Raw genomic sequence first — 25,697 nt, 5'->3', positions numbered from 1 at the left:
AGCCTAACTTCTTTAAGCTATTTCGAAAGCGTGTAAATATAGGCTTCATAGACTTTGCCGGTTTCTGCAGAAACCTTACATATCACTCTTTTGTAACCAGCACCTTCAAAGTCATCAAGTATCTGCCAGTGACGCTCTAGGTTTTGCGACTTAAACACATACCCTTCGATAACGATTCCTTCACTATCAAGTTTAATGCCTGGATAACCATGAGCTGCGCCCCACCCCTTTTGGTATAAATTCCCCCTGACAGAGGCCTTTTCAAAAGTGCCTCCAATATCTTCGAGAATATGGGAATTAACCCGATTAGGCGCTAAGGTACCGTATACAAATAACCTTATGTTGTTGTCAGTCATAGATCCTTCTCCAAAATATTAATACATACTAAGCCTGAGCTTATACGCTTTATTACATGATTATCCTCAACCGTAAAGCTAAAAAGAACGCAAGAACTAAACTGCAAAAAAACTGAAGTTTGCTAAGCTGTAGGTTAGGCATGACGATCAGGAACCATATGATTGCTTTATAAAAATTTTTATTACTGTCCCTTAATAACTAAACAACGGGGTTGAGCAATAAGTGCAAGTTCATGATTTAACATTAATGCTCTCGTTATTTATTGCATCATTGACAGGCTCCCTAGTCTTGATCTCAATGGCCAGAATGAGCCAAAAAGTAGAAGGTGCTAGATACTGGGCTGCCGCACTTGGCGTGTTATCTTTGGCCTACCTATCGCAGATATCTATGCAGAGTGCTCCGAGACCTCTCCTCGTGACAACATTTAATTCCTGTCTAATACTCGGCCATTCTCTTTGGCTCATTGGCGCATGGTATTTCGTCTATATCAAACCATCTTTAATTCGTATTGCAATCCTGATTGTGCCTGTTTTTATTCTATCGCTAATATTTACGGTGATTTTGCCTGACAGGGAGTGCCGATTAGCTGTCATAGGTGTATGGCTTATATGTGTTCGCGGCCATTATGGTTGGGTGCTGTGGCAACACGCTAAACATGATAAAAATGAGTATTTAGCAACTCAAATTACGGTAGTTGTGGTTTTACTTGAGATAGCATTGAGCATGCTCTACACACTGTATGGCACTTTTGGCTCACTGCCTAATATTGGGTCAACCTTTAGTTGGGTTGGCGGCTATACATGGTTAGTGGCACTGATTGGCATCGTTGCCGGAACACCGCTTTTGATGTTGCTCAGTGCAGGTCGGTTTGTAAGAAAACTCGAATACTCAGCCCATCACGACGAGTTGACAGATATACTTAATCGTCATGGTTTAAGCAAATGCTTAGAAAACATGATGCCATTGTCCAAAAGAAAATGTGACTCACTCGCTGTGATCATGCTAGACGTTGACCACTTTAAACATGTAAACGATACGTACGGGCATACTATGGGCGACGCCATCTTAGCTGAACTGGGCGCGACGCTAAAAACACAAGTACGTAGTTCTGATCTCGTCGTTCGCTGGGGGGGCGAGGAGTTTTGCATTTTACTGTTCGACATCACTCCAACTCACTCTCTTCAGCTGTCAGAAAAAATCAGAGACGCTTTTTCGAAAAACGTTCTTCGTCTGTCTCATCAATTTATCACTAACCCGATAACTTTAAGCGCGGGTCTTGCGTTCAGCGATACGATTTCGAGAAAACATATCGAATCGACGCAAGCACTGGCTGATCGCGCGCTTTATGTCGCGAAAAAGAACGGCCGTAATCGAAGCGAGCTATACAGCAATGAAGAAGCCTAGCGGCTGATTTATGCTCTTAAATGCGTATGTCGATATCATCATTTTCCATGTTCATTGCAAAATGTTATATCGACTCAGTACGCTTTATCGCATTTTTAGACTAACTAGCTGGATTGTGAATCAATAAATAGCTTGGTTTTGGAGCAGAACCATAAGTAGGTAAGGTTGAACACGAGCTGCCGTCTGAAACATTATAATGCACTGTAACTTTCAGGTTTTCTTTAACAGCAGTCGCAGCATATGATGCCCAAAGTGAGCACATAACGGTATCACTATTATTTGTATTACAAATAGTAGTCCAAGTATTTCTCCAAGCACCATTTATATTCACATCACCATTTGACTGGATATACACTCCCGCAACTTTTCCAGAGCAATATAGTGGTGCAGCACTAACAGAACCAGAAATCAAAAAGGCTGCGGCTAATATAACTTTATTCATTTGTTTTTTCCATTTATAAAATAAAGCACAATTTTATCACAAGCCTTTTCTATAGCCTATAATTTAGATTATAAAAATAAAAATCAGCTCATTAATTATAAACCTTAATAATATCTCAAAAAACTGACCTGCTCTAATAGTTTTGGACACCTCATTAAGTGAGTGAACTAAATCACAGAGGTGAATAATGAAACCCACAAAGAAAACCAGAAAAGTATATTCAGCAGAATTCAAAGAAGAAGCCCTAAAACTAGCAGCTAAAGTTGGAGTTGCATAGGCTGTGCGCGAGCTTAGTATTTATGAATCTCAACTTTACGCATGGCGAAGCTCGGAGCAAAAGAAAGCGTCCACGTCTGAACGAGAAAGCACTCTGGCCACAGAGAATTCCAAGTTAAAACGCCAATTCGCTGAGCAAGCCGAGGAGTTGGAAATCCTAAAAAAGGCAGCCATCTACTTCGAAAATAACCCAAAGTAGCCAGATTTGAGTTTATTAAAATCAATCATGGGTTGTTCTCCATTGTCAGAATGACCCGTGCATTGTCTGTTTCACCAAATGGGTATTATTCATGGTTAAACGCTTGTCAGCGACCAAGTAAACGAAACGTGCACAAAACAAGTGCGTGATGAAAAAGTCAGACACATTTTTGATTCACGACATTAAAACCATCGCCAGTAGTATAGAATTTGCTAGGGCAGAACTTTACCGCCAACAAGCCAAATCAAAAATGGGCGGGTAATATCACCTACTTAATGACAAGTGAAGGCTGGTTATATCTGGCCGTCATTATTGGCTTGTATTATTGGCTTGTATTCTCGCTCAGTGATTGGTTGGTCGATGAGTAACCGTATGACTTCAACGTTAGTCTATGATGCTCTGCAAATGGCTCTGTGGCGAAAAAGTCAGGCTAAGAGTGTTATTGTGTATAGCGACCGTGGCAGCCAGTATCACGCTCACGCTTATCGTGACTTAATGAAGAAGAGCGGTTTAATCCAAAGCACGAGCCGTAAAGACAACTGTTGGGACATAGATAATATATTTACTCATGCTGACAATGATGATCTGACCCGTACTGGGATTGATCTCGTGTCTTTGTGTTGACCTGTCGATCTTCACTCGTCAGTAATTTCATCACATTCAGTGCCAGTGACCCAATAGGAGCATTGTGTTGCATCACCTGTGTCCAGTCCTGTTACTGAAATAATGAGGACTGCCCGGTATGTACGACAATCAAACAATCAGTGATTTGACATTAGGCGTTGATACTCACCTTGATAACCATGTAGCTGTGCTTGTAAATGGCATCGTTCAAGTAATTGATACTCTTTAATTTTCAGTTAACCCAAATGGATATAAAGAATTACACAAATGGTGTTGTTCTTTTGGAACGGTAAAACAAGTAGGTTTGGAAGAAACTGGGACATACGCAGGTTAAGGGGGAAGTCAGACCCAACTGACGCTGAAAATGCGGCACGGTCAGTTCTAGCACACGGTTCTACTGCAATTCCAAAGTATCACGACGGAGTAGTTGAGGCGATGAGATTTCGAGTTGTTGCTAGAAAAAGCTCAGTGAAAGCCAAGGAGTTAGCGTTAAGTGTTATGTACCTTCTAGCTATCAATGTGCTTTAGCATGTATGAAGTTATTATCTCAGCGTTGGGAAACCTTATCGCAAGAGCTAAAAAATAATAGATAAAAAACTTAAATCGTTAACATCTTCAGCCGCTTCAACACTGTTGGAACAATACGGCGTAGGTAGTTATGTTGCAGCAACATTAATGGTCGTTGCTGGCGACAATCCTGAGCGTCTAAGAAAAGAGTCGTCTTTTGCCTCATTGTGCGGAGTTACTCCTTTAGATGCCTCTTCGGGTAAACAACAACGTCATCGGCTAAACCGTGGTGGAGCAAGAGATGCTAACAATACTGTGTGGACAGTAGCATTAATACGAATGAGTAATGACTACCGAACACAAAAATATGTTGAGAAAAGGTCGTCAGAAGGAAAATCAAACAAAGAAATTCAGCGTTGCCTGAAGCGGTATATTGCGAGGGAATTATATCCGATTATATATCTGATCTTTCAAAATTAAGTTGACCTTGACATAGGAGCGTTAATTTCTGCGTTGAAAGCTTCTTCCTGTCAATGAAAGTTGAAGTTGTTCAATATGAAACAATTATGAATCGTGAAGCTATGCGTCAGCACATATTTGAGTACATCGAAATTGATTATAACAAGAAGAGAAGGCGTAGTGCCGTGGGCTACTTAAGCCCATAAAGATTTGAACAATTAAACATCGCTTAATGAAGTGTCCAGTTTTACTGGTTCAGATCATTATTTATTTAGGAATAATCGTTAACGACTCAATACGTTGCTCAAAGTATTGTGCACTTGAGGTATCACCAATTGATCTATAGTATTTTGCTAAAAGTGTATAGCAATCTCGAATTCTGTTTGTAAGTTCTAATCCTGAGAAGTGTTCAATGGCACTTTTAGTAGCGTCAACGGCCGACGGTTCGAGGCTATCAACGCGCCACAGTGCATTTTGATAAAGAATAAAAGAGAGCACCTCAATATTTTCAAGTTTTGCGCTGTGTTTAAGGGTCAATAGCGATTGAACATCTTTATCTAAGATAGCAAAATCAACGGGCTCAGCCGAGTATTTTACAACAAGCCATCGATAATAAACCGACTTTTCAAGATCCTCGGTATAGATATTTACCAATTCATTTGCATATGCAGCCGCTTTTGAACTATCTCCTGCAACATGCGCTTTTTTAGCTAATACGGCTTTGATCGACAAGGTTAAGTCAATATTCTCAAAACGTTGCATCGTCTGTACACGTTCAATGGACTCATCAGCTGCTATGAAGTCTTCTTTGTCTAAGTAAACCGAAGCCAGTTTCAGTAAAGATAGCCCCATTAGCTCGACGTCATTGCGAAGATTCGCATATTTATATGCTGTTTTATAGTTTAAAACAGCCTGAGCTAATCGCTGTTCTTGGCGTTTTCTATCACCCCTAGCCAACCAAGTCATTGATAGGTCTTTGTATCTAGTTATACTATAATTTTTCTCGGGGGCACTGGAACAACCCGTTTGTAATAGCGCAAAACATAAAACGCATAAACCCAACAAATACTTAATCATGCATCTCAATCCCTGTGCTTTGAGGTGGCTTTTCTATACCATCTTTCAGAATTGGATGATTGTTTAACGCTTGTAGAGTTTTGTCCATTTTATCCAAAACCTGTTGCATGCTATGAATTGCAATCGCAAACTGCTCACGCTCACTATGTACTTCTTTGAGCATTAGTTGCATCACAGTTAAACTTTCGTTGAGGTTATTTAGTACCACAGGTAGCTGCCTATCGGTTATTTCTCCTATAATTGCTGCGGGCTCATTGTAGTTGTCTAATGTCGACTCAGCTTGATTCATTAGTCGCTCTGTTGTTAACAGTGTTTGATTGAGTTGACCAATAACTTTAGGCATTTGCTCCAGCACCTGCTGACTTTGAAGTAATGTTCTCTCCGCGTCTGGTAGTAGATCACTTTCTTTGACTTTTTCACTGACAGTCATCAGGTTATCACTGATCTTGGCGACACGGTCTAACACTTTAAATATTGCGCCAGCTTCTGGGTTATCTTCTTTTTGAAAGTTTTGTAGAAGTTGGTTAATGCTTGAGAGAATCGATTCTATATCATCCCCTTTTTGCTGAATGAAGCCCTCTGCACTATATCGTTTTCCAAGTTCACTATTTATATGTGGGATTAAACTATCCGGCGCAAGTGCCTGATAGTTTTGCACGGCCTCTAAGTCGGGTAAAATAAGTTCGAACGTAGTGACATCATCAAAGATGGGGTGTTGCTCACCAGCAAGCACGGCATATTCAACCACTTTAGATTGATACTCGCTAAATACCCACAACTCAACTTCAATTTGATTTGTCTGATGGTTCAATCTAAACCCATCAATTCGACCGATTTTCAGCCCCTTGAAATATACCGCAGGCAATGAACTCAAGCCGCTGGCATCGTTTAAAACGGTTTTATAGTATGTTTTGTCGGCAAAGGTATGATTATTCACCAAGATCATCGCGGTAAATACAATAAGTAAGACAATACCCGCAATGCCAAAAGCCAGCACAATATTGTTGGTTTTGTTGGGGCTATGCTGCATATACTAATGCTCCGAAAAACACACTTTACTGTTTAACTCCAATTGTGTGTCTGCGAGTTTGTCTATGACCTCTTTTCGATTGGAACACAGTATCAACGTTGTGCCTTGCTGCTTTAAACACAGCAATAAGTCCAAAACGTACTGGCTCCACTGGTCGTCAATTTCTGCCATAGGTGCGTCCCAAACGACAGCTTTAGGTTTGAGTAACAGTGCTCTCGCCAATCCCGCCAAGGAGGCTTGACCAGACGACAACTGCTCTGTGCGCTGCGACAGATATTGCTCTAGAGCAAACTCGCGCGCTATCGCCTTTACTCTTGCTTGTTTTTCTAGCTTGCAAACATCTTTATGGTGACGATTCAAAGGTAGCATTAAGTTTTCTTCCAATGTTAAATTGGAAATCAGCCCGGATAACTGAAACACAACGCCAAGATTTCGTCTGAATTCCGAGTATCTCTGGGCATTCATGTTCTTGACTGCCACCCCATCAATTAGCATCTCTCCTTCATCTGGTCGAATAATGTCACTGGCAATGCTAAAAAACAGCGTTTTACCACACCCAGAACGACCTGAAATCACCAAACACTGGCCGCTACTAACTTGAGTATTTAAGTCCGAAAACACCTGCCTATTCTTTATCGTATGAGAGATCTCTTTAAACTCAATGTGCATAGCTAATTACCCACCATAACGATGTACAGTAACGTTAGCCCCACATGAATTAAGCACAGCGAGATTAACCCCCGTCCAACCGCTTTTATATTGCGCTGAGGTACTTCAGTAATCGCACGGTTCACCGTTAGTCCGTGGTAGCTAGAAATAAGGCTGATAAACAAACCCGACAGTGCCACTTTTACCAACATAATTACAATATCAAGCCAATGTAACTCCCCTATTAAACGGGCAAAGAAAGTACTAACCGGTATCGATTGGAAGGCATTACTTACTAAGTAACCGCCAAAAATCCCGCAGGCTACGAAGTAGCTCATCAATAAAACCAAAGAGATAACCATACCTAACACCCGCGGTGCTACTAAGTATGAGATAGGCGATACGCCCATAGAGATCAACGCATCAATTTCTTTGCTCACTACCATGTTACCGAGTTCTGTCGTTATCGCTGTTCCCGACCTTGCCAAAACAATAAAACAAACTATAAACGGCCCAAGATCACGCACAATGGTTGATATCAGAATGTCGTATATCCAATTGCCTTGACCAATTGCTGCTAAAAGCGGATACCCTTGAACAATTATTAATGCACCAATTAGCATCGCAATCAGCACAACAAGCCCAAGAGCTTCAACCCCCGTAAACCTGACCTGCCTCACCAATACATCAAAGCTTATGGAACGGTTGCGATGAAAAAATATAAAGTCTGAAATGACATATGCTGAGAAAGGCAAAAATCCATATGCAATCATCACTGTACCTCATCTTCAGAGTGCAGTAGATTTAACATTAAAGATCTTCTTTGCTATTAATCGTACTTTAAGATTAGCAGAACAAATCAAAGTTTGACTGCCATGTAATTAAAAAATAACACACTCGTTCCGTTCATTACTTGGACATAAAAGCATTTTTGATTGTGTTCATATTGTGACTAACTCGGGGGCATTTTGAGTGCTTGAATTGATTATTTGTTCTTTAACCCATATAGATTTAAAGAGGTTTAATATTGATATGAACGCAGTAATCTCGAATAGCACAAGGGTACTCATTTGAACTACTTAGCCCATTTGTTTTTAGCTCAGAATAATGCCGACTCATATTTTGGTAATTTACTTGGCGATTTTCAAAAAGGCCTTGATACGAGCCAGCTAAATTGCCACGTCAAGAGTGGGTTAGCAAACCATATTTTAGTCGACAAATTTACTGACCAGCATGACGCTGTGAGGCGCTCAAAAGCACTATTCAGTCCCAAAAGAAAGCGCTTTTCTGGCGTAGCACTTGACGTATTGTATGACCATATGCTGATTAAAAACTGGCATCTATTTACCCCTGTGCAGTTTGATTTTTTTAAACAGCATAGCTATCAATTACTGCAGAAAAACCTGCTTTATATGCCGTTAGGGATGCAACGTGTCGTAGGTAATATGATTAATAATGATTGGTTTGCTCATTACCAATCTCTGCACGGAACGACTCAGGCGCTGGACAACATTTCAAAACGGATACGATTTGACAATCAATTTATAGGGGTTGGAGAAGAGATTGAAGATAACTTCAACGAGCTAGAGCAATTATTTTTAGGCTTTTTTCCTGAATTAACAGAGTACGTTATATACAGTGCTCTTGAATCTCAATCAGGTTCTCTTAATAATAAATGCAAATAAAATCCCGCAATTAAAAAAATAACATCACTGCAAGGAGCTAATAGCAATGAATCTAAATCAAGTTACACTGCCCGTAACAAACATGAGATAAGCATTTGATTTTTATTAATTACCTTGGTTCACATTAATTATTGTTATACCTCATTATGCTAGATTTAAATGCCCCGAAGGTGACAACTATTTTTCTCTATCACTCGAAACTGAAACATTCAATAATGGCGCTACAATTTATTTCGAGCACGATGGAAGGAAGCCGTACTATTTGATCCCTCTGTTAACCAGATAAAACTCCATTGGGCGGGCGAAAATAGATTGAACCCACCATGGCGTGTCAATTGAAGTGAGTTACTTTAATTAGGCTCAAAGCCCGGAATTTTGGTCACATCAACTTGATCAATTTGTTCAGGCTTTAAGTATTGCTGAGCATACTCTAAGTACACGCCTGAGCTGACAAACACATCAAACAAGTCTGGATCGATGTGATCACCCAGCTTCATCTTGCCCATGATGAAAAGGCACTCACTAAGCGGTTTTGCATCTTTGTATGGCCTATCTGCCGCTGTCAGTGCTTCAAAAATATCTGCAATTGCCATTATTCTGGCTGGTACCGACATTTGCTCTCTAGTCAACCCTTTTGGATAACCAGTGCCATCCATTTTCTCATGGTGTCCGCCAGCAAACTCTGGCACTCTGCGTAGGTGTTTAGGAAATGGTAAAGCTTCAAGCATCTCAAGCGTAATATCCATATGCTTATTGATTACTAACCTCTCTTCTTTGGTAAGTGTCCCCCTAGCAATACTCAAGTTATATACCTCTTCATCACTCAATAGGGGTTGTTTAATTGATGCTATTTCAACTTGGTAATTATCAGCCAGAGCTTGAACCCGTTGCTGATCTTCGTCCCTCATAAACTCACCACCAATATTGGCTTTTTGTAAAAACGCACTTTCTTGCTCCATTTCGGCAAGCTTTTGGTCCAACTCTTTTTTCAAACACGTGACCTTTTCCTGCTGGTCAAGCACTTCTGCGCGCGTAATTTCCTTTATATATTCTAGTTCTACATCTCGCTTCGCAATTTCAATTTTTGCTACCACAAAATCAATTTTATCGTACACAGAATGTAACTTCGTTGCTTTATCCATTACATACTCAGGAATTGCTATCTTGCCGCAGTCATGCAGCCAGCCAGCTAAAGACAATTCATGCCTGTCCGCTTGGTCCATCTTGAAGTCAGCCATTGGGCCTTCATTCGCATTATGGACAGCTTCAGCAATCATCATTGTCAGCTCTGGTACTCGTCGGCAATGCCCTCCTGTATACGGCGACTTTTCATCTATTGCTTTCGCAATCAAGCGTGTAAATGCCTGAAACAGTGTTTCCATATCGTCAATTAACTGTCGATTGGTAATTGCTACTGCGGCTAATGATGTAATGGAGCAAATAAGCTCAACAAGACCTTTTGAAAATGGGACCACCTTGCCATTACTCCGAGGGTTTATGAGTTGCAAAACACCATTGAGGTCACTTTCATGATTTGCCATCGGTACAGTCAAGACTGATTGGGTATGATAGCCCGTCTTCTTATCCATCGCACGAGCTGCAGAAAGATCATATGCGGTACAATCATAGACGTCATCTATGCGAATCAGCTCCTTCTTCGCGGCCGCCAAGGCGACCAAAGCACTCTCATTGGGCTGCCCATTTTTTAGGTATATCGGAATGGCAGGAAATGGAATGTCCGTCCCTGAAGTCCCTCCCATATGCATACCCAGCGGTTCGTTTATGAGTGTAGCGAAGCTAAGCTGATTGCTCTCGAAGACTGAATATATCGTGCCCCCTTCAGCATTGCTAAGTGCAATAGCTGACTCTAAAATATGCTCTAACAATCTGTCTGTATCATGTTCTGCAGACAACTCTGTTGCCAACTTGAGCAAGTGTTTAAGAGCAACATTGCTCTCAATAAGCACCTCTTCAGTGACAGTTTTAGGAATAGACAAATCCATGACCCATCATGCCTTTTCTATTTAGACTTGTGCGTGTAACTGCCGTCCCAATTTTCACCAGGCGGACGTAACTGCATCTCACGCACTCTTTCACAAAGCAAGCGGTAAACCTTTCTTTGTGGTTGCAACTCTATAAGTTTAGTAAAAGCTGGCAAAGCTTCCTGCCAACATTGCGATAAATACAACTGCCAAGCTGAATTATGTGCTTCAAGCTCCTCCAGTTGCTCGTTCGTAATATCATTTTTAAATGCAATAGGCTCATAGATAGTGACGGCCTCATTTTTACCCTTCACTTTTACTTTATCGATCGGCCTAAACATTATATTCGGGCAATGTTCAAAGGTCATTTCACTAATTAAAATACCAACGCCATAGAATTTAGTGAGTCCCTCTAAACGTGAACCAAGATTTACTGCGTCCCCCAATACCGTATAAGCTCGGCGATACTCTGAGCCCATGTCGCCAACGTTCATATCTCCAGTATTGAGCCCAACCCCAATGGCAAATGGTGGGAACCCCTGCGCTTTCATTTGTGCTTGCAACGCATCCACTTGTACCTGCATTTGCATCGCACATTTCACGGCAAGTTCTGGGTGGTCATCCACTAATAGGGGCGCATTCCAAAACGCCATAACCATATCACCAACGTATTTATCTATTGTGCCTTGGTATTCAAAAATAATCCGAGTGATGGGAGAAAAATACTGGTTGAGATAAGCTTTTAATCTGCCTGCATCCAAGGACTCAGAAATGCTTGTAAACTCCCTAATGTCTGCAAACAATACTGTCATTACGCGTTTTTCTCCTTCCATTGAAGCCTGATCTGGTTGTTCTAGCATCGAAGCTATATGGGCTGGCGGAACGTATTGGTCGAAAATTGATTTTATTTGTACGCGCTCTTTATGTTCTTTCACAAAGCCTAGACTGCCCAAAACTGTGGTTTGAGTAATCGTTAGTCCCAGTACCGCCACTTGTGGAAAGTCGAGTCGCCATACAACCCACGCATAGAAACTAAAAAATATAAAAGCGCCAGTAATAAAAAGCGCAACTAAGGTCATTCCAAACACACCCAAAATGGGTAAAACAATAGAGGTTATAATACCTAGCAACAGTAATAACAGAACTACGGCCCCGTCAATCCAATCAGGCCTTGATGGCAGTAACTCAGGAAACACGAGCCCTTCTAAAACATTTGCGTGAACCTCAACACCCGGGTACTGCACACCTACAGGTGTTGTTCGTAAATCGGCATGGCCAACAGCAGACGTGCCAACAAATACAATTGCTTGATCAAATAACTTCGCGTCAATTTCTCCTTTTAACACATCAATCGCAGATACATACGGGAAACTAAATGCAGGGCCTCTGAATGGGATAGCAACTCTGCCATAATCATCTGTCGGAATTAAAGTCGTGCCCAGCTTAATCCCCTGCACACTGTGCCCATCCCCAAAAGGTTTTGCGACTATTTTTACCTCATCAGCGAGCGTATAAAGTCGCGCAGCCTCTAAAGCGAGTGCGGGATATGCCTCTTCATTATGTTTAATCATTAACATCGAGTATCGGACAAATCCATCACCATCTGGTGCACTGTTGATGAACCCTGTACCAGGGCTGTTAAGCTGCAATACTCTTACATTGGCAACATGCCCTGCAAAATCAGGGATAGGCAACTCTTTGGGTTTAATTTTGCTAGTAAAAACGGGAGCAGGCAAGTTACCGACCAAAATGTCTTCTTGATGCTCAAATAACATACCTAATACTGTATCGGTTGCTTCAAGTGTTTTCGAAAATGCGATATCAGCATCAATATCTGGCGCAAGTGCCTCTAAAGTATTGATGATATCGGTCTTGCTACCACCCAAGTGACTAACAACTTGCATGGCAGGGTTCAGCTCAGGTTCCGAAAACAGTACGTCGTAAGCAACCACAGCAACACCAGCATTTGCCAACTGACTTTGAAGCTGACCCATCACATGTCGGCTCCAGGGAAACCTTCCAACTTCAATAAGACTTTGTTCATCGATATCAACTATGAGAATCGGCAAGAACGAGCGCTGCTGAAATACTAGAGACTCTTTTAATCGAACATCATATGCAAGGCCCTCAAAGCGCTTGATAACTTGTCCATAAGGTGAAGCTGGTGACAAGGCAAGGAAATGAAGTAATATGAATAAAAGTGTGATGACTGCGCCAGAGATCCATTGAAGGCGATAAAGCTTGAACCACTTCTTTAGCTTCATGTTATTTCTAGCCCCTCATGGGCTAAAATAGTATAGAATGGATAATTACTATTTTGGATATTTTCGTTTATTTTATCCAAATCAGCGTCGGTGCGTGCAGGATCATGGCTAATAATGACTAAATTTTTAACCTGTCCCAACTCGGCGAGTGCCAAAGCATCCTTGATTTGAGAGTGGCCCCAACCCATTTTTAATGGGTAATCACTTGGAATGAATTGTCCGTCATGGATCAAATAATCTGCTTCATTCACAAACGCAGCCCAATCATCAAAGCTAGTCACAGGCTCATTGGGTGGATAGAGTTCATTATCAATTGCATACACGATTGTAATACCATCCACGGTGAGTCGATAAGCACTGCCCCCTCCTGGATGGTTCATCGCTTTTCGCTCTATGTTGATATCTTGATAAAGCCAAGAATCTTGTTTTTGAACCTGTAATTTAACGTTTGCGGGTAAATCTTTAGACTGAACAGGAAAGTAGCTACCTTGCATTTGCTTTAATATTGCATCAGGAGCCAACTCTTCTGTAATCCCAGGAACAATCGTAATATCGCGATTAGGCATATAAGCAGGTACAAAGAATGGAAAGCCTTGTATGTGATCCCAATGATTATGGCTCAGTAAAATACATATCGGTCGCTTGTCACTGAGTAACTCATCCCCCAGTATTCTGATGCCAGTTCCCGAGTCCAAAATAATATGAGCGCTAGAACTACTTTGTAAGGAAACACACACAGTGTTTCCTCCATATTTTACCGTGTCAGGTCCCGGCGTTGGGATAGATCCCCGTACGCCGTAGAATTTTAACTTCATCGTGTACAAACCTCACTGTCGGCTAGTCAGAGATCTCTATCTTGCCAGCTTGCAAGACAATCACTTTAGGTTCATCTTGCTGTAATACAAGGACAAAGCTATCGCCGTTATTTAAACTAATAGCAGACTCTAGCTGCCCTGTCATGCTTACACTGAACTGCTGATAACCGACTGAGTTAAATGACAAGTCTAATGTACCTGCATCATCTGTTAACTTCACTCGAGCGACGTAGACGTCAAGGCCTGAGGTTGATTGTAAAAACATAACCAACTCACCTGTACTTTGAACCCATCCTTGTTTAACAGCCACAGCCGTTGTGCCTAACTGTTCGAAGATAAAGACACCATTCGTGCCAAAGGTACTGTCTAAAGAACCGTCAACATTGGCTCTGACCACAAAATTCTTCGTTCCACCGGTCCCAAAAATAACAAACCGTCCCTCGCCATCGACAAACGACCCTTTGAGTGCCAACGTTTCACCTGTGACAAGCCCTATATCCAGTGCAGCGACCCCCGCCGTACCAAAAGTAGGGTCTAATACACCTGTCACTGTTGCTTTGGCTAAAATCACACGAGGCTCTGTAAATTCTTGCTCATCAGTTCCTACTCCGACTAAAAAGGTCGAAACTGGATGAATAAAATCAATGCCGCGCGCGGTGGTGCCACAAGATACTCCACTGGGAACTGGGTACTGGAAATGCCCAGACATAAGTCCAACGCTGGAGTAAATAAATGCGTGGCTTTGGTCAATACACCCATCATTTATTTTGGCAAAAGCTAAGAAATCACCAGTGATTAAACTATATAACTTGGTTACAACAACAGTGCTGCCGGTGCCACCATAATCGCCAGCATTAATGCTAATAGCACTGCCGCTTCCATCTGGTTTGAAGTCAAAGTCTTGCGCCCCAGCACTGCTCATGTTAACAATGAAAGCTTGGCTGGTATTTTGGTTTCCTGCCAATAATAGATTGCCAGCCTCTGTTTCTACCATGGCGCTTGTAGTCCCCGTGGCACTCAATGCAAACTGAGATTTACCTATATTGCCAAAGTTAGCGACGCCGTTACCTGTATCATCTAACTTATAAATGTAGGGCACTTCACCACCTTGCCAACTTGTCGCATGCCCAGCAATAAATGCTTGATTTGAGGCGGCCATTGCACTTTGCCCAGAACTGAAGGTTTCGTTTCCATCGCCTGTATCTAAGTCGAGTTGTCCACCAGACGCAAAATTAGCGTTAAACTGCGCACTGGATGTAATTTCCCCCAACCACAGTGAGTAAAAGAAACTATTACCGACTGAACGATATTGATAACCATGCATTAAGAACCCTTCAGTAGTGCGGTGCATGTTAACAGGTGCTAATAAAAATTGACGATATGCAGTTGGCCCGCCACTGTCAGGCAGCCAAGCAGAATCTATTGTGCCACTGTGATCTGTTCTGATTATTTGCGCTGCGTTGGATGAAGTACTAAATTGGCCACGCCCAATTCCAACATAATAGTGGTTATCATCAGCATAAATGCCAAATCCGTAGGCATTCCAAGCTGAGAAATCTTGTCCTTCAATTCCAGACACGGGAAGTTGATTTAATTCGTAGAGTATATAACCACTTGAATTGAAAGTGGTGTCCATATTACCGTTACTATCTAACCTCATGATAAATGCAGACTTGTCACTACCGCCGGTTAAGTATGAATCACCTGTGAGTAATATTTTTCCGTCACTGAGTTCAATGGCATCATGAACCTGATTATCAAACGAAGCACTGTAAATATCTATTTGTAAGAAGCCTGATGATTGGAAATCCGTATCAAGCAACAAAGTGGACTTATTAACCCGTGCAAATAACAGATCTTTATTTCCCGCTTCTGACATAACTTCGCCATAAACAAGCAAGTGAGTACCCAAGTCAATAACGCCGTCTGCATATTGAGAAGAGCTAGGAGCTAAATCCAATGAGCCAACTATATCCCCAGATGCATCTACTCGAGTCAATGCAATTATAGTGTTATTACCTACTTTAACATCACTCAATACAGTCACTGTTTGAGAATCATCCACCATGACAGCAACAGGCGTTATGCGTGCTCCCGTTGTCAGAGGCAATTTAGTATAGCCTGAGCCCGCACCATAAGACGCATCATGTGCGCCGCTTGGCGTTAACCTAAACAGCAACAGCTCTTGGGCTTCCGTTGCCCCAAAATCAGCATAGCCAGCTACATAAATGCGGTTTTCACTGTCAACAGCAACCGCTTTAGCAACTATGTTTTGAGGTTGGTCTGAGACTTCTATCCCAAAGTAGCTCGAAAATACGCCTTGACTAGAAAAACTGGTATCTGGATACCCGTTAGGTAACCTCTTAGTAACGATGGCTCTATGAATATTTCTACTAATACTTTCAACCCAAGTACCAACACCCCCTACTACCAAAACTTTACCATCAGAAAGTACGATTGATTGCCCGACCTCATGATATTCCAGCGACGATCTCAAACGCACGACCTTTTCACCATCCGTTCCGAAGGTAGTCAGCTTGTTAGCAACGAATATTGTTTGCGCAACTGTGACATTAATAGTAATAGAGTCTGTTGCACATAGTGGGGGGGACACACTGTCACACACTTGAACAGTCAGGTTATAAGTCACCGCCCCGTTAGACGCGATTAGTGACGAATTAGCCACGGTAATTCTGCCATCCTGTGCAATTGCAAATAGTCCACCATCGTCACCAATTAGACTCAAGCTAATATCATCACCATCAGGGTCTGAAGCACTGACTTGAAGCACAAAGTCACCATCGGACACATTGGTTTGAATATTGGCTGAACCACCTGTGACACTAGGTGCATAGTTTCTATCATTTACGACAATCGAGACAGTCGCGATATTAGAAGTTTGCCCGCTATTATTATTTACTTGATAAGTAAATGAATCATTACCAACAAAATTATTCATCGGTATGTAACTAATAGAGCCTGTTGACGTGTCAATAAAGGTGGAGCCATGTGCAACCGGCGTAACAATTTCAATCGTTGATGGCACCAAGGTAAGACCTTTTGCATCGTCATTAGCTAACACGTCAATCATGACGGAAGTATTTTTATCAAGCGTCGCGCTATCAGGGTTCGCCACAGGCGTTGTATCAGGCTCAACGATTGTAATTGAAACAAGTGCGTTGTTTGAAAACGCCCCCGCGTTGTCTCTCACTCTATATGAGAAATTATCAGTGCCAACGGCTGTCCCAGTATGAACATAAGAAAATGCACCAGTGGACTCTATACTCACCGTACCTTTTGTAGGCGAACTTACTACCTCGAGCGTACTGAAATCAATCAATCCATCGGGGTCTGAGTCATTTTCCAATACTGCGATAAATATCGATTTGCCAATCTCTACCTCTGCATTGTCATTATTTGCAACTGGTGACTGATTAGCCGCAGAAACTGTGACAGTAACTGTTGCCGTATTTGAGAAATCCCCTCTATTATCTTGTACCCGATACTCAAAAGTATCGACTCCGACGAAGCCCGACGCTGGAATATAAACAATAGTATGTTCTGGTGATTCAATGCTGGCACTGCCGTTTTCAGGCGCTGTAACAATTTCCAATGTTGCACCATTCAGGCTGCCATCCGTGTCACTATCATTTGCGAGTACATTGATATTAACCGACACATCTTGTGATGTTGAAGCGACATCATTCACCGCAACTGGCGGTATATTCTCTGTAGTTACAAAGATATAAACAAATGCTTCATTGGATACCGCACCTTCATTATCTTTCACCGTGTAGGTAAAATAATCTGTTCCATCAAAACCAGACTCGCTCTGATAGACAAATTTATTGTCACTGTTGAGAGACAAACTACCGTGCATTGGCTGCATAACTGACGTCAGCGTAGACAGATCTAACACGCCGTCAATATCCAAGTCGTTATTTGCTACATCAATTTCGATTTGTGCCCCAGCAGTGACTTCTACAGAGTCATCTATTGCCATAGGTGGATCATTGACCGGAACAATGTTTATAACAGCGAACGCGGCAGCGGTTGCACCTTGTTGGTCAGTGATTTGGTAGACAAAAAAGTCCTGACCAGAAAAGTTTTCTCCTGGTGTATATCTAAAACCACCTTCACTGGTAAGCTCCAAAGTACCACTTTTTGTCGTCTCAGAGATGTCTATTTGCAAACCAATTACACTTGTACTGTCGCTGTCTAATTGGTCATCACTGTCGTTTTCTAGAATACCGGGTGCCGGTGTTTGCAGTTGAATATCTTCGCTTGTTTCATAATTATCATTCACTGCTACAGGCGGTGTATTGCTCAACTCTTCCTCAATACTTAACGACACATCAGCTGTCGCAAAACCACCATTACCATCTTCAATTCGATATTGAAAGAAATCTGCCCCAACAAAGTCCGCAGTCGGTACATACGTAAAAGTACCATCGGAGTTAAGCGTCAACGTACCATTTTGCACATTAACTACTGGTGTAGGATTGACTGAAACCGAATCACCATCAAAATCAATGTCGTTGACTAATAGTCCACCGCCTGAAACAGTCAATTCGCTATTTTTTTGTAATGCATAGCTATTTGGAATAGCCATGGGGTTTTGGTTAGTTCTCTCGATGGTAATGCTAACGGTAGCCTGCGCAGTGGCGCCTTGTGTGTTGACAACTTGGTAAACAAAACTGTCAGAGCCAAAAAAGCTCTCATTTGGAGTGTAAGTAAAATTACCATTTGACTGAAGGTTAAGCACACCATTTTGTGGGGCCACTACAGCTGGCACCACAACCTCTAAAGGCCCAAACCCTAAATCCTGATCATTACTCAGCACATTTCCGCTTATTGTTTGAAACTGCTCCCCTGTAAATGAGTCATCGTTCACAACGGGTAAAATTAAATCTGTTGCAGGTAGCATTATAGAGCCACTAAACGCACTCTCACCACTGCCATCAATTCCAGTTACCCTCAAGTAATAATGCTTTTGTGGATCTAAGCCTGTAAAGTTTTGGCTAGTTTCACTCAGCGCAATAACACGTCTGCCATCAGGTAATGAAGTCACATTAGAAAGGTCATTGATGGGGGATTGCGCGAGGTATACATTGTATCGCAGCGCTTCTTCCAGCGCTTGCCAGCTCACAGAGAGCGTGCCATCTTCACCCCTTTGGGATGGTTCCACAACAACACTTCTAGGGATCCAATTAACCTGCTTTGTTGCCACAACTGTCGCATTACCTTCAAGGTCTTCAACCCACACTTGTATGTTAATTGAACCACTCTGTTGACCAAAGTTGAAAGGGTTAATACCAGTTTGAGTAAATTTAAAAGGTGAAGAACAATTGTTTTCGCATAAGACAATCGCTTGCTCAGTGTCGTTGAACCCTACCAAGACGCGACCTATGCCGTCAGGGTCTTCAATGTTATCAACCGAGACGGTTAAATTACCGCGCTCTGTCACTGTATCAAGCGGATGTATAAGATCCCCAGTTCCGTTGATCATGACTTCGTCAACAACTTGGTTTTCAGTTAGTCGAGCGAAGCGAAACCGAGGTTGATAGGAAAAATTGACTATTTTTGGCGTGTTCGATACCAGATTCGGTTGTTGCGGAGCCTGTTGCGTAGGAGAAGCGTTGTCGCCAGCACTACTGGATTGCTGTAATGGTTTACTTTCACCACCACCACAAGCTGTTAATAAAAAGCCTGTGATTATAGCAGCAGTAAGCGTTTGATAAATTGACTGAATGCGCATTTTCCATCTCCTAAGGCTGACTCAAAATGAAAGCCCCTTGAGCAACTACACTCGGGTTCTCTACTTCTTGTAAATTAAAAGAGCCTGTTAAACGGTCTAATCCATTCGTAAACTGACTTTGGATAGTGCCAGTAGCCAAACTTTGCCCATGAGCAGCAAAGTTTACGCCCAAAGTCATTCCTTCTTGGTTAATCAAGCCATTAAATGCAGCAAACCACTCGCCTCCGGAGTCTTGAAATGTCAAAGCACCTTGTTCAACCGTACCTCTGTCGAAGTTCACTGTCATTTGCATATCAATCGCACTGACGGCCCCCAAGCTAGAGGTTGCGTCTATTCTGTCCAATACAGAATACGCGCTACTACCTGAGCGCTCCGCAATCAATTCCGACAAAGGTTTCACACCTAAGCTATCCAGTTCCTGTTCGTTAATAAATTCGTTTTGAGAAACATCTCTCACAATTTGTGAAACGTTACCGGCTAAAAAGGGTAGCGTCGTTTGTGTTGTCGTGTTTACTTCTGTATTTGAAATTGCGACAGTTTCTTCATCCGTTTCCGTACTTTGGGCTGACTGGCTCACTGTAGAAGAGATTGAGGATAGCTGTGAAGGAGGCTTAAGCAAGGACGTGACAGCGCCGCTTTGACTCACTTTTGCAAAAGAGAAATCTCCACCTTTACCGAGTAAAACAGGCCCTTCATCCCCTCCTGTCGCATTGCTCATATCTAGCTCAATTGTGCCATCCCATACGGCGAGGAATAATTCATTATCTTTCAACTCAACTTCATAATGCGTTCCTCGAATACCGATACTTCCCACGGGAGTTTTCAGCTTATAATTGCCTTTATCACCCTTTATTTCACCAGTAATCGTGCGCAAACCGCCAGAAATAAGCTCCATTACAACAGAACCGCCATCTGCGCTGCCCATTTGATATTCATCAATTTTTAGCTGCGTTTGGGCCTTTAAAGCAATCAAAGCACCATCTTGCATACGTAACTGCGCTTGCCCCGCAGCACCCGTATTGACAATATCTACGTCATAAATTGGACTGCGCCTTTTTAAATTTCTTAACGCCTCAGTTGCGGTGTCAGTTGCAACCACCTCTCCTCGAGACATGATGGTTTTGCCAGCCTGCGCAGCAGATACAGAAAGTGGTAACAACAAACTAAGTACCATAGCACCAATGCAAAGCTGCTTTTGATTAAACGGTGTAAGGTTAGAATTCATAACGGACTCCTGTGAACCACTCAGTACGATCGTAGCTGTATAAAGTAATGGAACTGTGTTTGTCGTAATAGGATGCTGATACGTCGATGCTCCATGCCTGATCCCATTGATATCGCCAATTGAGGTTTAAAATGACGAGTTCTTCATTTCTGGTTTCTAGAAAAAAAGGATGAACTGCTCGATGCTCTATATCCCTATACTGGGCTTTAAAAGACAGTAAACTATTTTCCGATGTGCGATGAGATACTGATCCCGAAATAAAGTCATAGTCTCGACCGTAGTGCTCGCCTTCATCATACCGAGCTGGCTGCCAAGTATATCCGGCATCAACGCGTACCAGCCATAAGTCAGAAGAGTGACCAACTCCGCCCTGTATTGTGAATATACGGCTGTCCAAATTTCTGTCTTGTACGTTATTTTGTAAAAAAGCAAAGCCGCTTATTGCGGTAAACCAATTTCCCGAAAAGTAATATTGAACACTGCCATATAAACCAACATCTTGCTGATAGGTATTATCATCTAGAGTTAATACGCCAAACTGCCCACCAACTGAAAAGGCTGCATTGTCTTTTTTGTGTTCGTAACCCACTCTGACAGTACCTTGATATCGGTCGTAATCGTTAGTGTCTTGATGACGTTGGTCTGAGTAATCGACATCTAATTTCCAAGCCTGATATTGAGTCTGTTGCCATTTCGCTTTAAAGCTGTATCGAAATCGCATGAAGTTATCGGCTGTTTTTTGACTTGTTTTATCAAGTAAAAAAGGTATTCCGCCAATTACTACCCTATCATCCAATGCACCGCTGTTTACGTTTGAGTCGTGTCCAAGCACCAACGAAATTGCATGGTTATAAGACTCTTCTAAGTCGCTGGAACGCGTTTCTATTGAATCTAAAGCACGTGTAACGTTCCCCCTCATCGCGGACGTCAATTGGGCTGAGAGCAACCCCTGAAGAATCTGCTTTGCTTGCCCATAGTTCTTTTGCTTTGCATATGATAACCCTAGTAAATAATGACTTGGCACATGGTCCGGCCAACTAACGAGTACCCTTTCAAGTGCAAAAATAGCTTCATCATACTTGGCCGCTTCAAGCGCGGCCTGAGCATAGAGGAAGTCAAAATTAGGGTCGCCAGCAAACTCATCGATACCTTGTTCGGCCTTTGTGTAAGCGGCTTGGTAGTTCTTATTTACTAAAGCTTTGTGAATTTCAGATATTGTTTTTTCAAAGGCTTCATTTGCTGTAGAGGAGTTTCCCTGAGCTAAACAAAGAAAACTCGCACAACATGCAACCAGAGCCACAAATAGACGTGCGCATCGAAGTACTAGTGACATAGCTAATCACCCACTCATTGGTTATCGTATGAAAATCACTATCTACCTCAAACAAAACCGAATAATCGAATCGGAGAATTGCCAATCGACTAGAACACGTACAAAATGCCTAGATAGGATGATTAAAGTATAATCAACAAGTTCAATAATTCACTTCTGATTTCAGGTATATTTCGTCTACCGAAGCATACTCATCACAATGAGCTTCGTAACATATTAATAATTATAAACTAACTATGATTATTGAGTTTAGTAACACATTTGAGCGCTCGTTATTGAAAGCTAGAATGGGGCCTAGTTGGTGGCCTATACCCTCTATTCCAACAACGCGCCTGACTCGGATATAATGACACTCTATTTAACCTGCTCACGACGCCATCTTCGGTTGTAGCGAATTAATATGGAGTAGTTCGGTAGTATTTGAAACTTAGAAAGCTTTATTTATCATGCAGATAGGACCTTTAATACACAATTTTCGAAACCAGACGTAATATATAGTAGAAGTAAGTGTTGTTGCTACACACCGGAATTTACTCATTGTTACAACACAACTACTATCACACCCGCCACTGACAGGGCTACTCCGCCTTCAACAAGTGCAACTGACATGTTGTGCTCTTCCCCGACAGCTTTATTAATACAAACGCTCGGAAACATGACCTTGTCGATAAATAAACGTGCTAACGGTAGAATGACAAATCCTATCACTGCGTCTTGTACAAACAAGGTAATACTGGAATGCCAGCTTTCAAACTCCCCAACAAGCGCATGTAACAACACCATCCCCAGTGCAATCAGGGTCGCTGAAAATGTCGCCGCAACGGCACTATTACCAGACTCCAACTCAGTCATCAAATTGTAACTGGTCAAAAGGTCGTAAATTCGAGCGAAAAGTACTAACGTGATTTGTCCCAATCCATAAAACACAATAGCGGATGCCCAACCGCCCTCTCCATGTAAAGATGCCCCAATTAGTAATGCGCTTGCAATGTAACTAGCCGCTTGTACAACCCCAGTTGAAGTATTTTGCTTTTCTATAAGTTGGGCGCTATTACAAAACGCGTGCAAAATTAATTTGTCATTAATGACTCTAGACATGAGTAACATCACCATACCCGCTAGGCTGTATCCGGCTACCGTAATTAGGTCATTCACCAACCCATTGCTTGGCCCCATCAAAACTGCACAGAAAATGATCGCAACGGAAACGATATACCCAGCTACAGACGTGGCTAAAGCAGCATTTTTCTTTATCAGTATTTCATTGAATGTATCGTAAGGAGTGGTGAAATTGTACAGCCACTTTGCAATAAACATGATGATCAGCAGTAGACCAACAAAACTGAGGCTCTGCATTGTTGTTATTAAAGAATCGTACATATTGATATTATAGTTTTTAAGTAATTACGAGTTATGCGGCACAATAGTTACCAAGCAACCAGTGCTCTATGCATCAAGCTTAATTATTCCTATCTAAGCAATAATTCTACATTGATTGATTGCATGAGTCTCGAATTAACGTAAAAACATGTAAAATGCAGGTGCGCAATGTTCCGCGCACCTTTTATGTACCTTAAGGCAATTGAAATTCGTAAACCGAGCCGAGACACAAAATATTCGTAAGCTCATCCAATGCTGCATAGCTTTCATTGAGCAGTTGAGGGTCTGCTAAATCTTGCTCACACAATCTGTCGCGATAATGCTTTTCGATCCACATAGTTAGCTTTTTATGCAAGTCATCTGTTAATAAGCAAGCTTGATTAGATGCGGCAAGCTCTTGCTCGGATAGTGTGACTCTAAGCCTCAGGCATGCAGGCCCACCGCCATTTTGCATACTTTGTTTTACATCAAGATAAATAATCTCGTTGACGGGGTTGCTGGCACTTTTTAGTGTGCCTAAATATGTTTCAACACTGTTTACTTGCTGACATTCACTTGGGGCGATCAGTGCCATCCCTCCGCTTGGTAAACTTACTAATTGACTGTTGAATATGTAGCTCTTCACAGCATCTTCTACACTCACATCTGCATTTGACACTTCAATTAAATGCAGCGGCCTACTACCTGTATAAGACTGTCGAATAGCATGTACAGCTTTTACCTGCTCATGAAAGGCCTGCTCATGGAACAAAAATACATTTTCATTTCCAATCGCAATGACATCGTTGTGGAACACCCCCTGATCTATTACATTTGGGTTCTGCTGAATAAACAAACACCTGTCTGAATTCAACTGGTGTCCTCGAGCAATAGCTTGACTCGCTTGCAGTGTTTGCCTTGCTGGGAACTTCTTTGGTCTCACGGTGCTGTTGACGTCTTCACCATAGACAAATACCGCCAGTCCAGCGTGTCCATAGGCGTCTGTCAATCTAGTATGATTGGCAGCCCCTTCATCTCCAAATAGGCTGTGTTGAGGCAATGGAGTATGGTGCGAAAAGTACTCATCATTATCAAAGACTGACTGCAAAATACGCCCTGTGGTATCAGCTTCAATAGCTCGGTGCAGTTTGTTATTCAAATTGGCTGGTGTGAAATGAACTTTGTTGTCTTGTGTATCACTACTCGGTGATACGGTGGCCGCGTTTGCTGTCCACATTGATGATGCAGAATAACAAGCTTTTAATAATTGCGGCTCGACTTTTGCCGCTTTCGAAATGACCTGTTCATCACTACCGGCAAATCCAAGCGCTCTCAACGTCTTTATATCTGGCCGAGCATTGGGGGCTAAAACGCCTTGATGCAAACCTAATTGAGATAGAGCCTTCATTTTATCAAGGCCTTGTAGTGCTGCCTGTTTAGGATTTGAGAACCTACTTGCGTTTGCTTTAGAAGCTACATTTCCATATGACAGACCAGCATAATTATGTGTTGGTCCAACAAGTCCATCGAAATTCACTTCATAATAATTCATTCTTGCCCCCTTTTGGTGCAGCTTGCACCATGTCAATACTTGTTATGTTTGTGCTTAAACCTGACAGCCCTACCTAGTCCACTATTCGCGCTACATAGGATAGTGCAGATGAAAATTAGACACGAGCCTACTTGTTTACTTATCAAGTATGGTGCCAGCTATTACTATAGTCAGAAATTATGGAAGCATTCGGTATACAGGAAAGTAATAGCTTTAAAAATAAATTGATTGCCAGTTGACACTGTCTGAATTAGGCACTATGAGGCTTTTGCCGTGTTTTTAACCAGTGACCATGTACCAACTGCGAAACATGCGCCCATAATCAAACAAATAGCTGAGCTTACAAGCCAAAAAGTGAGCGAGTTTTCAGGAAAACGAGACATGATTAATGGAAAGCCAATACCTCGAAACATTAGTGCGCAGATAATAAGTCCGAGTATAAGCTTTTGGAACTGAAGACGCGGTAAAATTCCAAAACCAGATAAACCGTAGAATCCCCAAATAGTTAAAATGAGCACAATCATTGAAGTGACAATTGCAGGCTCCAATAGTCCGTGCTCCGCCATTTGAGCCATATGCTCTCCGACTCCCAAAAAGCGATACCATTCAGCGCCCTGCAATACACTCCAAGTGTAAAAAAGCAACATATAGCACCAAACAATAAATATCTGCTTTTCATTACCCAGGGCGGGATCACACTT

The 25,697-nt window shown here is 42.0% G+C and carries 19 protein-coding genes and 3 pseudogenes; 7 read left to right on the top strand and 15 right to left on the bottom strand.

The features are described 5' to 3' along the window. Window positions 1-17: 17 nt before the first annotated feature. Window positions 18-356, bottom strand: a complete 339-nt coding sequence (locus N482_RS05545; protein ID WP_063376116.1) for a gamma-glutamylcyclotransferase family protein — start codon at window positions 354-356, stop codon at window positions 18-20. Between the two features lie 223 nt (window positions 357-579). Between N482_RS05545 and N482_RS05540 the strand changes: the two genes are divergently transcribed. Continuing rightward, window positions 580-1,761: a sensor domain-containing diguanylate cyclase gene (locus N482_RS05540; RefSeq protein ID WP_063376115.1), complete on the top strand. Its 1,182-nt coding sequence runs from the start codon at window positions 580-582 to the stop codon at window positions 1,759-1,761. A gap of 100 nt (window positions 1,762-1,861) precedes the next feature. On the opposite strand, the gene N482_RS05535 is transcribed toward N482_RS05540, so the two are convergent. After that, complete coding sequence (locus tag N482_RS05535; protein ID WP_063376114.1) at window positions 1,862-2,203, bottom strand: hypothetical protein; 342 nt, start codon at window positions 2,201-2,203, stop codon at window positions 1,862-1,864. A 187-nt stretch (window positions 2,204-2,390) separates the two neighbouring features. Here N482_RS05535 and N482_RS25525 point away from each other — a divergent pair. From N482_RS25525 to N482_RS24140, 4 genes and pseudogenes are all read left to right on the top strand, one after another. Further along, window positions 2,391-3,227: pseudogene (locus N482_RS25525) on the top strand (DDE-type integrase/transposase/recombinase); the annotation flags it as partial. Window positions 3,228-3,569: 342 nt separating this feature from the next. Next, window positions 3,570-3,830 (top strand): hypothetical protein, encoded by a 261-nt coding sequence (locus tag N482_RS25185; protein WP_196765315.1) that lies wholly within the window; start codon window positions 3,570-3,572, stop codon window positions 3,828-3,830. Between the two features lie 105 nt (window positions 3,831-3,935). Beyond that, on the top strand, window positions 3,936-4,289 hold the full coding sequence (locus tag N482_RS25180; RefSeq protein WP_196765314.1) for a transposase: 354 nt from the start codon (window positions 3,936-3,938) through the stop codon (window positions 4,287-4,289). Window positions 4,290-4,312: 23 nt separating this feature from the next. After that, window positions 4,313-4,474 (top strand): annotated as a pseudogene (locus tag N482_RS24140) (IS3 family transposase); the annotation flags it as partial. Window positions 4,475-4,535: 61 nt separating this feature from the next. On the opposite strand, the gene N482_RS05515 reads toward N482_RS24140, so the two are convergent. From N482_RS05515 to N482_RS05500, 4 genes are all read right to left on the bottom strand, one after another. Beyond that, complete coding sequence (locus N482_RS05515; RefSeq protein ID WP_155730506.1) at window positions 4,536-5,234, bottom strand: hypothetical protein; 699 nt, start codon at window positions 5,232-5,234, stop codon at window positions 4,536-4,538. 103 nt (window positions 5,235-5,337) lie between these two features. Beyond that, entirely contained in the window at window positions 5,338-6,375 is a 1,038-nt protein-coding gene (locus N482_RS05510; RefSeq protein WP_063376112.1) for an MlaD family protein, read from the bottom strand. Between the two features lie 3 nt (window positions 6,376-6,378). After that, window positions 6,379-7,044 carry an ATP-binding cassette domain-containing protein gene (locus N482_RS05505; RefSeq protein WP_063376111.1) on the bottom strand — a complete coding sequence of 222 codons (666 nt, stop codon included), beginning with the start codon at window positions 7,042-7,044 and terminating at the stop codon, window positions 6,379-6,381. A gap of 2 nt (window positions 7,045-7,046) precedes the next feature. After that, the gene (locus N482_RS05500; RefSeq protein WP_063376110.1) at window positions 7,047-7,796 is read right to left on the bottom strand and encodes an ABC transporter permease; all 750 of its coding nucleotides are present in this window, start codon (window positions 7,794-7,796) and stop codon (window positions 7,047-7,049) included. A gap of 297 nt (window positions 7,797-8,093) precedes the next feature. Here N482_RS05500 and N482_RS05495 point away from each other — a divergent pair, with 297 nt between their 5' ends. Together N482_RS05495 and N482_RS25520 are read left to right on the top strand one after the other, a co-directional pair. Further along, complete coding sequence (locus N482_RS05495; RefSeq protein WP_063376109.1) at window positions 8,094-8,708, top strand: ACP phosphodiesterase; 615 nt, start codon at window positions 8,094-8,096, stop codon at window positions 8,706-8,708. 46 nt (window positions 8,709-8,754) lie between these two features. Beyond that, window positions 8,755-9,047: pseudogene (locus tag N482_RS25520) on the top strand (VOC family protein). A gap of 11 nt (window positions 9,048-9,058) precedes the next feature. On the opposite strand, the gene N482_RS05490 reads toward N482_RS25520, so the two are convergent. The 9 genes from N482_RS05490 to N482_RS05450 form a co-directional block, all read right to left on the bottom strand. Then, window positions 9,059-10,711 carry an HD domain-containing phosphohydrolase gene (locus tag N482_RS05490; protein WP_063376108.1) on the bottom strand — a complete coding sequence of 551 codons (1,653 nt, stop codon included), beginning with the start codon at window positions 10,709-10,711 and terminating at the stop codon, window positions 9,059-9,061. 17 nt (window positions 10,712-10,728) lie between these two features. Then, window positions 10,729-12,954 (bottom strand): CHASE2 domain-containing protein, encoded by a 2,226-nt coding sequence (locus N482_RS05485; RefSeq protein WP_081227779.1) that lies wholly within the window; start codon window positions 12,952-12,954, stop codon window positions 10,729-10,731. After that, on the bottom strand, window positions 12,951-13,769 hold the full coding sequence (locus N482_RS05480) for an MBL fold metallo-hydrolase (RefSeq protein WP_063376107.1): 819 nt from the start codon (window positions 13,767-13,769) through the stop codon (window positions 12,951-12,953). The genes N482_RS05485 and N482_RS05480 overlap by 4 nt, the downstream gene beginning before the upstream one ends. A 22-nt stretch (window positions 13,770-13,791) precedes the next feature. Further along, window positions 13,792-19,527 (bottom strand): Ig-like domain-containing protein, encoded by a 5,736-nt coding sequence (locus tag N482_RS05475; RefSeq protein WP_063376106.1) that lies wholly within the window; start codon window positions 19,525-19,527, stop codon window positions 13,792-13,794. Between the two features lie 10 nt (window positions 19,528-19,537). Continuing rightward, a complete protein-coding gene (locus N482_RS05470) occupies window positions 19,538-20,752 on the bottom strand; it encodes a FecR family protein (RefSeq protein ID WP_081227778.1) in 1,215 nt (404 codons plus the stop codon). Continuing rightward, a complete protein-coding gene (locus tag N482_RS05465; RefSeq protein ID WP_063376105.1) occupies window positions 20,742-22,085 on the bottom strand; it encodes a tetratricopeptide repeat protein in 1,344 nt (447 codons plus the stop codon). The genes N482_RS05470 and N482_RS05465 overlap by 11 nt, the downstream gene beginning before the upstream one ends. 540 nt (window positions 22,086-22,625) lie before the next feature. Further along, window positions 22,626-23,441: a DUF350 domain-containing protein gene (locus tag N482_RS05460; RefSeq protein ID WP_231100799.1), complete on the bottom strand. Its 816-nt coding sequence runs from the start codon at window positions 23,439-23,441 to the stop codon at window positions 22,626-22,628. Window positions 23,442-23,658: 217 nt separating this feature from the next. Further along, window positions 23,659-24,996, bottom strand: a complete 1,338-nt coding sequence (astB, locus tag N482_RS05455; protein ID WP_063376103.1) for an N-succinylarginine dihydrolase — start codon at window positions 24,994-24,996, stop codon at window positions 23,659-23,661. A 257-nt stretch (window positions 24,997-25,253) separates the two neighbouring features. Then, a partial coding sequence (locus tag N482_RS05450; protein ID WP_231100798.1) for a hypothetical protein occupies window positions 25,254-25,697 on the bottom strand: 444 nt, incomplete at its 5' end.

It is taken from the genome of Pseudoalteromonas luteoviolacea NCIMB 1942 (genome assembly GCF_001625595.1).
GTDB lineage: Bacteria > Pseudomonadota > Gammaproteobacteria > Enterobacterales > Alteromonadaceae > Pseudoalteromonas > Pseudoalteromonas luteoviolacea_A.
This window is presented reverse-complemented; position numbering and strand designations above follow the sequence as displayed.